Origin of the sequence: Acinetobacter sp. ANC 3882 (assembly GCF_022549545.1) — a bacterium.
GTDB lineage: Bacteria > Pseudomonadota > Gammaproteobacteria > Pseudomonadales > Moraxellaceae > Acinetobacter.
The window spans coordinates 383,040-396,692 of the sequence record NZ_JAKZGB010000001.1 but is presented as its reverse complement, the minus strand read 5'-3'; the positions used below and the strand labels follow the sequence as shown (position 1 = coordinate 396,692).

At 39.0% G+C, this 13,653-nt stretch carries 13 protein-coding genes; all 13 read left to right on the top strand.

Features of this window, described 5'->3' with window-relative positions; all coding sequences use genetic code 11:
• The first annotated feature begins 5 nt into the window (after positions 1–5).
• A complete protein-coding gene (locus MMO42_RS02075) occupies positions 6–767 on the top strand; it encodes a (2Fe-2S)-binding protein (RefSeq protein ID WP_241319004.1) in 762 nt (253 codons plus the stop codon).
• Positions 764–1,381: an RraA family protein gene (locus tag MMO42_RS02070; protein WP_241319003.1), complete on the top strand. Its 618-nt coding sequence runs from the start codon at positions 764–766 to the stop codon at positions 1,379–1,381. The genes MMO42_RS02075 and MMO42_RS02070 overlap by 4 nt, the downstream gene beginning before the upstream one ends.
• Before the next feature lie 93 nt (positions 1,382–1,474).
• On the top strand, positions 1,475–3,733 hold the full coding sequence (locus MMO42_RS02065; RefSeq protein WP_241319002.1) for a TonB-dependent receptor: 2,259 nt from the start codon (positions 1,475–1,477) through the stop codon (positions 3,731–3,733).
• 80 nt (positions 3,734–3,813) lie between these two features.
• Entirely contained in the window at positions 3,814–4,107 is a 294-nt protein-coding gene (locus MMO42_RS02060) for a hypothetical protein (protein WP_241319000.1), read from the top strand.
• A 1-nt stretch (position 4,108) separates the two neighbouring features.
• Positions 4,109–5,632 (top strand): PepSY-associated TM helix domain-containing protein, encoded by a 1,524-nt coding sequence (locus tag MMO42_RS02055; RefSeq protein WP_241318998.1) that lies wholly within the window; start codon positions 4,109–4,111, stop codon positions 5,630–5,632.
• Positions 5,629–5,967, top strand: coding sequence for a hypothetical protein (locus tag MMO42_RS02050; RefSeq protein WP_241318997.1), 339 nt, complete (start codon positions 5,629–5,631; stop codon positions 5,965–5,967). Before MMO42_RS02055 ends, MMO42_RS02050 begins: the two co-directional genes overlap by 4 nt.
• Before the next feature lie 141 nt (positions 5,968–6,108).
• Positions 6,109–6,747, top strand: a complete 639-nt coding sequence (locus MMO42_RS02045) for a GNAT family N-acetyltransferase (RefSeq protein WP_241318996.1) — start codon at positions 6,109–6,111, stop codon at positions 6,745–6,747.
• Positions 6,748–6,969: 222 nt separating this feature from the next.
• A complete protein-coding gene (locus MMO42_RS02040; protein ID WP_241318995.1) occupies positions 6,970–8,280 on the top strand; it encodes an MFS transporter in 1,311 nt (436 codons plus the stop codon).
• 337 nt (positions 8,281–8,617) lie between these two features.
• Positions 8,618–10,741 carry an HAD family hydrolase gene (locus MMO42_RS02035; RefSeq protein WP_241318994.1) on the top strand — a complete coding sequence of 708 codons (2,124 nt, stop codon included), beginning with the start codon at positions 8,618–8,620 and terminating at the stop codon, positions 10,739–10,741.
• A gap of 84 nt (positions 10,742–10,825) precedes the next feature.
• A complete protein-coding gene (locus tag MMO42_RS02030) occupies positions 10,826–11,449 on the top strand; it encodes a 2'-5' RNA ligase family protein (protein WP_241318992.1) in 624 nt (207 codons plus the stop codon).
• Positions 11,450–11,451: 2 nt separating this feature from the next.
• Positions 11,452–11,970: a bifunctional adenosylcobinamide kinase/adenosylcobinamide-phosphate guanylyltransferase gene (gene cobU / locus MMO42_RS02025; RefSeq protein ID WP_241318991.1), complete on the top strand. Its 519-nt coding sequence runs from the start codon at positions 11,452–11,454 to the stop codon at positions 11,968–11,970.
• A 1-nt stretch (position 11,971) separates the two neighbouring features.
• The gene (cobT, locus tag MMO42_RS02020; protein WP_241318989.1) at positions 11,972–13,039 is read left to right on the top strand and encodes a nicotinate-nucleotide--dimethylbenzimidazole phosphoribosyltransferase; all 1,068 of its coding nucleotides are present in this window, start codon (positions 11,972–11,974) and stop codon (positions 13,037–13,039) included.
• A complete protein-coding gene (locus tag MMO42_RS02015; protein ID WP_241319574.1) occupies positions 13,029–13,640 on the top strand; it encodes a histidine phosphatase family protein in 612 nt (203 codons plus the stop codon). Before cobT ends, MMO42_RS02015 begins: the two co-directional genes overlap by 11 nt.
• Positions 13,641–13,653 lie beyond the last annotated feature (13 nt).

Here is a 13,653-nt window from a genome sequence, read left to right as displayed (position 1 = left end):
CGCTGATGAATATGTGTAGTCATTTTCAAGCAGAGTTAGCAAGTTCATTTGCTGTGATACAGCAGCAGATGAACTTAGAGATTCGATGTCTGGACACGAATCATATACAGCTGGCTGAATTACTTGATGAGTCTGTCTGTCAAGAAATTCTGCATGATTTTGCTACACGTATTCATGCTAAGAACTTAACCTGTGCGAGTTCACTTTTTATTAAATATTGGTCAACCATTTGGATTTTGCCTTTTTTGTATTGTCAGGCAGCTGCTGTGCCATTTGTGAAATGGCAAAGCTCTGCCTTGGCAGTCAATTTACCAGAAGGTTGGTATTGGGACAGAACATTACAATTGGTTGATTCAAAATCATTATCTCTTCAAATCATGACGCTGAAAGATATTGAAAGCATGTTGACGTATTTTAATTTGCTATTTATAAAAATTGCCAGAGTTGGGCGGGTACCCTATGCATTACTTTGGGAAAATGCAGCTGTTCGAGTCGTGCAGCTCTATCGTTCTTTGGCTCAACAAAATTTGACGAAAGAGATGCAAGATCGTTTGCAACAACAGCAGTGTTTACTCAGATCAAGATCGGCCAGCAGTTTTAATTTGACTGAAAACCCTTTTCTACAACTTTGGAATAACTGGCATCCTGAATTTAAAACCTATATGAGAAAAAAGTGCTGCTTTTATTTTCAGTTGGAGCAAGCTGAGCAAAAATTATGTAGTAATTGCCCTCTGCAGGTAAAAGATTTAAAAGAGAATAAATTATGAATCAAATTGATCGCTCAGAAGAACTTGTCGCAGCTTACAAAGAAATTGCGACATCGACAATTGGCCATGTATTAGATGTTGGGCATATCCCGCATGTTTTTCCAATGTCACCTGAGCAACGCGTCGTTGGCATTGTAAGAACAGCAAGGCTTGAGTCAAAGAATGCAAGCAACTTAAGGGAGGTACTCATGAGTTGTCAACCAAACGAAGTGCTTATTATTGATGCCAGATTTGATTTACAACGTGCCTGTTGGGGAGAGCAAAGAAGTGTGGCGGCGATTCATTGTGGTCTAGCTGGTGTTGTGGTATTGGGAGCGATTACTGACCGTCAGGCATTATTGAAATTGAAACTACCTGTTTTTGCACATGCGATCAGTTGCCTGACGACTCGAAATGAAGGCGAAAGCCTTGTTGAAATAGATACAGAAATTTCTATCAATGCATTTGAAGTACGATCAGGGGATTTATTAATTGCTGATGCAGATGGCGTTTTTGTTTTAAAAAAAGATATCGCTCATCAGTATTTGGAGCAGTTCCAACAACTCGAACAGGCGGAAAAAAACAAGAAAGACAATTTTTTTATTCATGAGAGGATAGAGGAATATTATTTTTAATAGAAATCATTCTCATCAAAGTTTAAATTTAGTATGATGGCCTGCCTTTTGGATATTTTTTGAGTGATATTAGGGCTCTGGAGAAACGAGAAAATGAAAGTCAATAATGAGTTTAGAGCAAAACAAGTACTTTTTAAAATGACACCGTGTTGTCTCGCTGTCATGGCAATGTTTGCACAGCAAGCTTATGCAGAAGAAACTGTTTCAGGAAACGTAGCTGTCACAGGTGAATCGGTACAAAAGCCAGTGACACAATTAGAAAAGATTGTTGTAACAGCGACACGGACACCAAAAAATATTGCTGAAATTGCAGGGACTGTCCAAACTATTGAGCAGAAGCAAATCGAACAACAAAGTGGAGCAGGTCGCAAGGTTGCAGATATTTTAGCGCAACTTGTTCCTTCTCTAGCACCAAGCAGTGGTACAACCAGTAACTACGGTCAAACCATGCGAGGTCGTAATGTCTTGGTTATGATTGATGGCGTATCACAAACGGGTTCACGTGATGTTGCTCGTCAGCTGAATAGTATTAGCCCAAGTATGATTGAGCGTATTGAGGTTATTTCAGGTGCTACAAGTATTTATGGATCAGGTGCAACGGGTGGTATTATCAATATCATTACCAAACGTGGTGATGCTTCAAAACCTTTAAGCTTTGAAACTAAATTAGGAATTACCTCTTCTGATACATTTAGAGGAGATGGTTTAGCCTATGAAGTTGGTCAATCTGTTTCATTCAATAAAGACAATATAAATGGCTCCTTAGGCGCAAACTTTACTAGTCGTGGTTCACAATTTGATGGTCATGGCGACCGTATTGCTACTGATCCATACCAAACAAGTCGTGAAGATACCGATACCATTGATGTCAATGGACGTTTAAACTTTGATTTAACCGATAATCAAACATTAAGTTTCGGTGCTCAATATTATAAAGATAAACAAGATACCGAATATGGCCGTGATTATACGGGCGATGTCGTGAATAACCCCTCGTATAAAGCGATTAAAGGGCTAAAACTTGATAATCAACCATTTACTGAGCGTTATTTGGTAAATTCTCAATACCAAAATAAAGATGTTTTAGGACAGACACTAAACTTAGAAGCTTATTATCGTAAAGAAAAAGCACGTTTCTTCCCTGTATATGCATTGAGCAATTTTGCAAGCCAATCTGAATCGAATGTGGAAGTTGCAGGATTACGTTCAACACTTCAAAAAGATCTCACAGTTGCTGACCGTCAATTGAAGCTCACGTATGGTGTGGATTATGATCATGAAAAAGATAGTCAGTTCTATGATTTACTGAATGCTTCAAATAATGGTCTAACTTATACAGATACAGGCAAAAGCTATGGCGCTGGTCCTGATACGACGATTCAAAACCTTGGTGCTTTTTTACAAAGTGACCTAGCGTTAACTGATCGTTTAAATATTCAGGCTGGTGCTCGTTATCAATATATCAAGGCAGAGACGGATGCATATCTTCCAGCGAGACAGGGGCAGCGTGCTGCACAAGGGCAGAGTGCAGATTTAACCCTTGCCCCAAGTGATTCGACAAGTGATAGTAAGGTCTTATTTAATCTTGGTGCAGTTTATAAACTCACAGATGTTCAGCAAGTCTTTGCTAATTTTTCACAAGGGTTTAGTTATCCAGATGTACAACGCATGTTGCGTGATGTTGCAATTGTAAGTGTTTCATCAGCAAATATTGAGCCAATTGCAGTGAATAGTTATGAACTAGGTTGGCGCTTACAAGAGGATCAAGGCCTTAATCTGGGTATTACAGGCTTCTATAATACATCAGATAAAGTCGTACAATTTAGTGCGGATCGTTCAGCAAGTTTAGCAGATACCGATCAACGTGTTTATGGTACAGAGTTGACTGCAAGTTATCCATTTATGGAGAGCTTTAAAGTTGGTGGAACTTTAGGCTATACACGCGGGCAATATAAAGATGGTGCTGGTAAATGGCGAGAGCTAAATGCTTTTCAAGTTTCTCCAACCAAAGGTACCGTATTTGCTGAGTGGGATAATGATGAGGGGTATGGTGTACGTGTACAAGCTTTAGCAGTGAAAGGAACGGATGAAGCATTTAAAGATGATCAGTTTGCCGTGAATAATAATAATGTTGTACCGAATAAGGCTGCTGATATCAAAGGTTATACAACAATGGATGTATTAACTCATTTTCCTGCTGGGAAAGGGCGTGTAGACTTTGGCGTGTTTAATGTATGGAATAAAGATTACCGTACAGTTTATAGTCAGCAATCGGCCATTACGTACGCAAAACTTTCTAGCCTTCCTGCTGAAGGACGTACTTACGGACTAAGCTATACGATTAATTATTAAAACGTATAGCGTAAAGAAATATCTGTATTAATATGGATATTTCTTTACCTTTTCTGTTTTGAAATCTCAAGGCGTTGCAGATGAGTCAGTTAGAAAAACCAGAAAAATTTAACTTTACTTATCGCAGAGTGTTTTTCATCTGTTTTGCTGCCTATTGTTATAGTTCTTGGTTGAGTCTGGTTTTAGCGGATTGGCTTCCATTTGCTAAAGCAGAAAATGTCTATTTTGCCGTTTTTCTTAGTTTTATCTTTTTTATCTTTTATGTCATTTTTATCAGTGCAGTCATTTCTAAACTTTGGTTTTGGACAATAAATAGTCTAGGTTTGGTTTTGCTGTTAGGCTATTGGTTATTCAGCAAACAAGGAATTGTTTGAAATGAATTTTCGTCAGATACAAGCCGTCCTACATAGCTGGTTTGGCATCGTTGTTTTATGGGGGATATTTTTTATATTTTTAACGGGATCAATTGCTTATTTTCGAACTGAACTAAATGTTTGGGCTCAGCCTGAAGCGATTAGCAAAATCCAATATATTCCTTCAACACAACAGTCAGCTCAAACCGCTTTCGACTATTTAAATCTGCACGCATTTGATGCGAAACGTTGGCGTGTAACAGTTGCGAATGAACGTATGCCTGTTAATTTACTGCAATGGCAGGACAAAGAAGGAAAGCATCAACAATTACAAAATCCAATAACAGGCGAGTTATTAACCCCAGTGCGTGATACTTTGGGTGGTGATTTCTTTTTCAAATTGCACTATACCTTGTATCCTTTGCCGAGCAAGCTGGGTAGTTCTGTTGTTGCAATCATTGCGATCATTTTTTTAATTAGTCTCATTACGGGCATTATTACGCATAAAAAAATTCTTAAAGAGTTTTTTGTTTTTAGAGCATATAAAGGTCAACGTTCTTTACTTGACCTGCATCATATAACTGGGGTGATTACATTTCCTTTCTATTTGGTGATGGGATTTACTGGGTTACTGATCTTGTTCTATTTAGTTTTACCTTGGGGGCTGTCAAAACATTATGGCGAGGCAGGAATCCCTCAGTTCTATAATGAAATGCAGTTTTTAGAAAGAGCAAAGTCCAAATTAGAGTCTTCTGCAGAGACGATGCGACCATTTAAAAAATTTATAGAACAATTGCCAGAGCGGACACCAACAGGAGCGGTTTTAGATAAATTTGAGGTCCAAAAGCCGAATACGCCTGATGCAATCATTACATTTGAATATAACTATAAAAATATTATTACATTAAATACGCCGCAATATATTTTTGCTGCCAATACAGCTGAACCACTTGATCAGCCGAGAAATCTAAGTGCGATTGCTCAATTGGCCTCATCAACTTACGGGATTCATCTGGGATATTTCTCATCTATGTGGATGCGTTTTATTTTGGCTTGTCTTGGTATGATCGGATGTGTCATGTTGGCAGCGGGCGCTTTGTTGTGGCAGAAAAAACGGATCAAACAACAGAGCCAATTTAGTTATAAACTGGTACAACAGTTAAATCTTTTTACCTTTCTAGGACTGCCTTTTGCTGTGGTTACTTATCTATTGATTGGTCGGCTATTCGCTGCAACATTTGAAGCTCGAAGTCGTTATGAAGTCATGGCATTCTATTTTGCGTGGTTACTGGGTTTTGGTATTGGCTTAGTCTGTAGGGTGCATAAAGCTATTTTATTCTTCCTTCTAAGTACTGCATTGCTTTTGTTCATGATCCCAATCAGTACTTTCATTACAGTTCCCGAAGCATCGTTATTCAATAGCTTAACTCACAGGCAATGGTCGCTTGCAGGTGTTGATCTTACCTTTATATTTATTGGATTGATGTATTTCGGAGCCAGCTATTTTTATTACAATAAATTTTTCTCTAATGGAGAGACCAAATGAGTTTAGCAGCATTATTTTGGGCGATTGCTGCTCTAATACAATGCTGCATGCTAAGCCAATTTGGACAAAAGCAACTTCAATATCAATGGTTAAATGCAAGTCGAAAAACGGCTATGTCATGTGTGACCGTTATATTTTTAGGACTTTCATTTGTGATGAACCGCCTTTATGAAGGCACATCGGTTGGCCCCTTAACCTGGTTATTTATAATAATACCAACCGCGTTCTTTATACAAGTGATTAGCTTTTACTTGTTGAAGGGAGCTCTTATCTTCATTTGGTTAGGCTCTATCATCTGTGCCTTAATTTTCACCATTGTCGAATATATCAACTAAAGCATTACCTTGAGAAAGGTTCTATTTTCAATTGAATTTTACTCGCCGTGAAACAATTAACAAAAAATAAGAAAAATAAACTTTTTACTTTAATAAAATTGATTATCATTATCATCTGTTAATAAAAGCAAGGATCTCTCAATGCTTACATTGTCACAAAAACTCCCCGATTATTTTGAATACTATGAAGATGGGACACAATATTATTTACGCCAAGTACAATACCCACAAGACATTCCGTTATTACATCAATGGATGCATGAACCGCATGTAATTCCACAATGGCAGCTCAATAAATCTGAACTTGATTTACAAGTTTATTTCGACAAGATGTTGGCAGATGATCATCATCGTTTATTAATTGTGGGCATAGATGGTAAAGATGTCGGTTATACCGAGATTTATGAAGGAAAACGAGATCGTTTAGGGCGGTACTACGATGGCGATGACAATGATTTAGGTTGGCATTTGTTATTTGGGGATAAATCTGTTTTTGGTAAAGGCTTTTTACGTCCGACTATTCGTTTACTCAGCTTTTATATCTTTGAAAACTCTGCGGCGAAAAAGATTGTGGGTGAGCCAGATCATACGGTGAAACCTTATGCGGCTGTGGTCGCGGAGCTTTGTTATGAGAGTCAACGCTTAATTCCAATGCCAGAAAAAACGGCAATGCTGTACTACTGCTTTAGAGAAACCTTCTATGACAAGTTTGGAGAACATTACCAAGCGTCACAGCAGCAACGAGCAAACCAGCAGGCTAAAGATCTTAGTATGAGTTAAGTTTAAGATTTAATAAAAAAACCTCAACTTTTGTTGAGGTTTTTTTATTGTCTAATGGTCTTGTCAGAAATAAATAATATATTGTTTTATAAATAAAAAATTTTACATTAACAAAATAAAAATAGTGTTTCTATATATTTTTACATATAACGTAAATAGATTACAAATTAAGTAATTTTAAATTATGAATAATGTGTAGAGCAACATGGAGAAGGGATCACCATGAAAGAAGTTGCATTAAATGATTTGATTGACCAGCAAGTGATAGGGCGTTATCAAAAATTTATTCTGTTTACCTGTTTATTACTGATGATCATGGATGGCTATGACATTCAGGCAATGGCGTATGCGGCCCCGATGATTATAGGAGAATGGGGCGTAGAAAAAACCATGTTAGGGGTCGTGTTTAGTGCCAGTTTATTTGGATTGTTTGTCGGGTCATTTGTTTTAAGTTCGCTTTCAGATCGTTTAGGACGTCGTCCAATCTTATTGATATCGACTTTAGTATTTTCGGTATTGATGTTAGCGACGCCTCATGTCAGTAATATTGAACAGTTAGCTACTATACGCTTTGTTACGGGTATTTTTTTAGGTGGGATCATGCCCAATGCCATGGCTTATAGTTCTGAAATTGTGCCGCATAAATATCGTATTTTGACCATGATGGTGATTTCCTGTGGTTATACTGTCGGCGCAATGTTGGGTGGCGGTATATCTGCTTTACTAACGCCCTTAGGAGGATGGCAGGCAATCTTTTATTTTGGCGGTATTATTCCTTTAATTATTTTCTTTATTATGCTGTTTAAGTTGCCAGAGTCATTGTATTTTTTAGGCGAAAATAAAAACAATGAGAAAACAATCGTATTTTGGCTGAAAAAATTTTATCCAACTTTAGCACTCAGCCCAGCAACGAAAATAATAGGAAGTACAGGTCCTAAAATCAAAAAATCTCCACTAGAATTATTTAAAAATAAGCGTGCATTTTTTACTTATTCGATCTGGGTGATCAGTATTTTAAACATGATCAGCTTATATTTTCTTGCCAATTGGTTGCCGACCTTATCAAAAGAAGCGGGCCTCTCATTGAATCAGGCATTGATGATAGGCTCAACCTTACAATTGGGTGGCACAATTGGCACTATCGTGATGGGACTAAAAATTGACAAGATTGGTTTTTATAAGGTTTTAATTCCAGTATTTATAGTAGCCGTTGTTAGCGTAGCCTTAATTGGTTATTCGGTCAGTCATATTGTCTTACTCTTTATGGTGGTATTTATTGCGGGTTTTGCCATAGTTGGAGGACAACCTGCGATTAATGCGCTATCTGCAAGCTATTATCCCGTTTCATTACGTACAACTGGGGTGGGTTGGAGTATCGGTATTGCCCGTCTCGGTTCTGTAATAGGACCCTTATTTGGGGGATATTTGGCAAAATCTTTGCTCATCAGCCATTTATTTGTTATTGCTGCAATCCCGTCCTTATGCGTGATTGTGATGCTCATGGTTCAGGCAAAATATAAACAATCCGCTTAAGTTTCGAGGCCGCTTTATGCGGCTTCAATCCATGTTTTATCCTACCGTTTATATGGATATTGAGTATTCAAAAAATATTCCATTTCTTTGTTTTGGAACTTATTCATTGAACATGTACTATGCGGTTATATCCTATAAAGTAGAAAATAATGGATAAAAAACATTCATTTTTTTGGTTGTGATGCAAGTAATCTTTACAAAATTAGTCAACTATAAGCTTTAAAAAGCAATAATTGATGGTTTTTTGATCAAATTTATTTCATTTATTAACGAGTCGGATTCTCGCCTCTTTTTTGAGTACCCTATAAAGCGTCATAACAAGATCAAAGGAGTAAAGATGCTTATTTTTCATGATTATCCTGTTCAAGGAGCACTTTTTGACATGGACGGAACAATGTTTGATACCGAGCGATTACGCTTCCAAACATTGAAACAGGCATCAAAAGAGCTCATTGGACAGGAGTTTTCAGATGAATATTTGATGCAGTGTTTAGGGTTGAGTGCGAAAGCATCTGAACAGCTGGCACAAAAGTTTTACGGTGCAGATGTTCCTTATGCCGCAATTCGTAAACGTGCGGATGCAGTGGAATTAGAATCTGTTCGTAATAATGGGGTACCGATCAAAAAAGGTTTGATTCAAGTTTTAGAGCGCTTAAGAAAATCAGGCTTAAAAATGGCTGTTGCGACGTCCAGTCGTCGGGCAATTGCCGAAGAATATTTAATAAATGCCAATGTCTATAAATTTTTTGACTTATTGGTCTGTGGGGACGAAGTTGAAAAGGGTAAACCCCATCCAGAAATCTTTTTAAAAGCCGCACAAAAATTAAATTTGCAGCCTCAACAGTGCTTGATGTTTGAGGATTCAGAAAATGGGATTTGTTCAGCGCATGCCGCTGGCGGGATTACGATTTTATTCAAAGATATAAAAGAACCCAATGACAGCATGCTTGCCAAAGCAAATTTCTATTATCAGGATATGTATGAGTGCCTGAATGCTTTGGATCAATATATTCCTGAAATGGGAATGCCACAATTACAAGAATTATTTCCACAAAGTTCGAATCAATTGACGGTGGGGATTCATGGTTTTGGTGCAATCGGTGGTGGTTACATTGCACAAATCCTATCGCATTGGGATGGTTATACGCGACCCAAACGTATTTTGGCATCGACCCGAAATCGTCTTTATTTGGAATCTGTGAATAGTTTTGGACGTTACAGCATCCGGTATGGGCAATCTTCTTATGATGAGCGAATTGAAAATCTAATCGCGATTGATGCAGATAATGAACAGCAGATGCTGGAAATGTATATGCAATCGAGCTTAATTGCCTTGTGTTTGCCTGAACAGGCGATTCAGGCTGAGGCGAAAACCATCGCCAAGGGCTTGCTCGCTCGGTTTATGTCAGCAGACGCAGAGAATAATGAACCGATCACTTTTTTGATTATTTTAAATAAAGTCTGTGCCAAATATCTGGTGCTAAAACATATTCGTGAAGCTTTGCTGGAAATAACAGATGAAGATATTGCAGAGCATATTTTAAGTGAACATTACTTTTGCGATACCGTGGTCAATCGAATGGTCTCCAAGCTCACTGATCAAGCCTTATATCGTCAGCTTAATATTAAACATAACTTGTTTAAGCAGTACCAAAATGAGTTAAATCCTGAAACGATTGAGCTGTCAGATGAGACAGCCTTAACTGAAAAGCAGGAACAACAGATCACACACTGTTTAGAAGACATGCGCGGACAATTTCAAACAGGGCAATTCTTGCAGAATATGGATTTAATTTTGTTCCATAGTGAAACAGATATGCCGATTTACGTTGAAAATCGCAGTCCATTGCTCAATAAGATGCGACAAATGATTTTAGTCGATCAGATTTCTGAGATTCAAATTATCAAAAATCGGTTATGGAATGGTTGCCATGCCATGGTGGCTTGGTATGCCAGCGCGCTTGGACATGAAACCATCGGTATTGCTATGGCTGATCCAAACATCATGAAATATGCAGAACGAGTGGTAGACGAAGTAAAATTAGGTCTGGCAAATCTGATTCCTAATCAAGCCAAAGAATTGGACCGAATGGCCGAAAGTTTTCTACACTCATGTCGATCGGCTTATAAAGACCCTTGCGAACGTGTGGCACGTGATCCGCTTAGAAAACTCAATTTAAATGAGCGGGTGTTAGGCAGTTTAGAATGTCATGTGCAGCAGCAGCTTCCTTATCAAAAGCTGATACAAGGTGCAATTTATGGTTATGCTTATGCGCTGAAAATGCTTGAGGTCGATGAAATTAAAATCGTCAAACATATTCAGACCAACATTGAACATATGGACATCAATGAGAGTCAAAGGAAAGCATTATTAAATCAGCTTTATAAAGGGATTCAGGCTGAACTCGATGACGATGCGTTCTTATCACAACTCGATGAGTTAAAACCTCAGTCCGCTTAAGTCTCTATAATTGGTGGTAAAGAAGCCTTAACTTCTCAATTGCTTTATGTTTGAATAACACAACTTTAAAATGATTTAGACGTTGTGTTATTACAAGCAGCAACTGAACTGATTGCAACAGAAGTACGTGATTATCCTGAATGGCATTTCGGGCGTTCAAACTATGCTTTGTGGTATATCGACGTTGATCAACCTGAGTTGATCGAATATTTGGATGAAATCCAAGCTCAGTTTTCAGATCTGCTTCTCCCAAATCCACAACGTCAATTTCACATCACGATTTTTGTTTGTGGTTTTTTGACTTCCACTATAAAACAATACGATGATGACTTTCAGATTCAACAATTACAGCAACATATAGAATTAATTGAAGCATTGCAGTTTGCACCCTTTGAGTTAGAAATTACTCAGATCGATAGTTTCAGCAGTGCTCTATTTTTGCAGATTAAAGACCAAGATCACGTGCTGGCTCAGATACGTCAGCAACTCGTTCCAGTATCAAATGAAATAGCCGCACTTGAGTATTGTCCGCATATTACTTTAGGTTTGTATCGCCAAGCATGGCAGAGTGATGTGGTGTTAGAGCGAATACAACGCTTGCCGATAAAAAACCTCAAGATTCAGGTCAAGAAATTAACTTTCGGCTATTATAAGGCACAGATTTTACAAGGATTACTGTATCCTTATCGGCAAATTGAATTAGGTTAAATATGTTGCAACTGATTTTAGGTGGCGCACGCTCAGGGAAAAGTCGTTTGGCTGAACAAATCGCCAAAGATTCTGGTTTGGCAGTTGTGTATATCGCGACAGCGCAAGCATTAGATGAAGAAATGCAGCAGCGAATCGAGCATCATCGACAGCAACGTCCAGAACATTGGCAAGTGTGTGAAGAACCGATTTATCTTGCCGAGCAAATTTTGCAACTCGATCAACCCAATCAGCTGATTCTGGTCGATTGCCTGACTTTATGGTTGAGCAATTTGTTGTTGGCTGAAGACATAAATTTGCAGCAGCAACAGATGCAAAAACTATTCGATATATTACCTCAGCTGCAATCCCGAATAATTCTAGTCAGCAATGAGACTGGGCTTGGGGTCGTGCCGATGGGGGAAATCAGTCGCCGTTTTGTCGATGAAGCTGGGCGGTTGCATCAGACCTTAGGTCAACTTGCTCAGAAAGTTGTATTTTGTGTGGCAGGCTTTCCAATGATTCTAAAAGATGAGAAATAACATGACTGAACAACAATGGTTTTTAGCCGCCGTTCAACAACCTAATTTAGCTGCGAAGCAACAAGCCGAACAACGACAACTCGAATTGACCAAACCAACCGGCGCTTTGGGAGAGCTTGAACAGATTGCAATTCAATTGGCAAGCTTACAAGGCACGGTACATCCGCAGATTCAGCGGCCTTGGATTACCATTTTTGCTGGCGATCACGGTGTGGTTGCTGAAAATATTTCGGCTTACCCCCAAGCAGTCACTCGCCAAATGCTACAAAATTTTGCCTTAGGCGGTGCAGCGATTAGTGTGATTGCCAAACACCATCAAGCGCATTTACAAGTTATTGATTGCGGCACGGTGGGTGATGCCTATGATTATGCTGGTGTTGAACGGCATTGTATTCGTGCCGGTACTGCCAATTTTGCTCAACAGGCAGCAATGACGGAACAGGAGTGCTTAGCGGCTTTACAACTGGGTAAAGACAGTGTTGATCAAGCCAATGCACAAGCTGCTGATATTTTTATTGCAGGAGAAATGGGCATAGGGAATACCTGTTCTGCTTCAGCATTGGCTTGTTTATTATTGAATGAAGATGCTGCACAACTAACCGGTGTGGGTACAGGAATTAGCAATCAACAGCGACAGCATAAGATCAAGGTGATTGATCAAGCGGTAAAGCTTCATCATACAAAAGTTAAAAATGATGCCTTAAACATTCTAGCAGCCGTTGGCGGTTTAGAGATTGCGGCAATGACCGGGGCTTATTTACGATGTGCACAAATTGGCTTACCGATTGTGGTGGATGGCTTTATCAGTTCAGTGGCGGCTTTATGTGCAGTCCGTATTCAACCACTGAGCCGTGCATGGATGTTGTTTGGACACCAATCAGCAGAGTATGGCCATCACCGTATTTTGAATGAGTTAAATGCACAGCCTATTTTAAAAATGAGTTTACGTTTAGGTGAAGGCAGTGGTGCAGGTGCAGCATTGTCGATGATCGAACTTGCATGTGTGTTGCATAACCAAATGGCAACTTTTGCAGAAGCCGCTGTAACGGGTGACAAAGTTGCACCTTGATTTACTGCGCCATGGTGAAACCACACTCAGCCATACATTACGTGGGCATCTTGATGATGCATTGACTGAACAAGGTTGGCAGCAGATGCAAAGCACTGTTCAGCAGCATTTGGATAACCAGGTAAAATGGGATGTGATCGTTAGTTCACCATTGCAACGCTGCCAAGCCTTTGCACGCAAATTGGCCAAACAACTTGAATTACCTGTGCTGCTGAATGCTGACATCAAGGAAATGTATTTTGGTGATTGGGAAGGGGTTTCTACCCGAAGCATTTATGAAACAGAACCTGAATTATTGGCAAATTTCTGGCAATTTCCGACGCAGTTTCAGGCACCAAATGGAGAGTCTTTACTGGAATTTCAACAAAGGGTTCTAGTCGGCTTTGAGCAGATACATATGCAGATGCTGCGGCAAAACTGGAATAAGGCCTTAGTGGTGACGCATGGTGGAGTAATTAAATTGCTGACATGCATCGCACGTCAGAGAAGTTTGGATGACTTGCTCACAATGCCTGCTGAGCTTGGAAAATTATATTCACTTGAACTGACTCATCACTGTGATGAGATTCAATTTGTAGAAAAATCTGCGAATGGAAAATGATAAAAGATCGTTT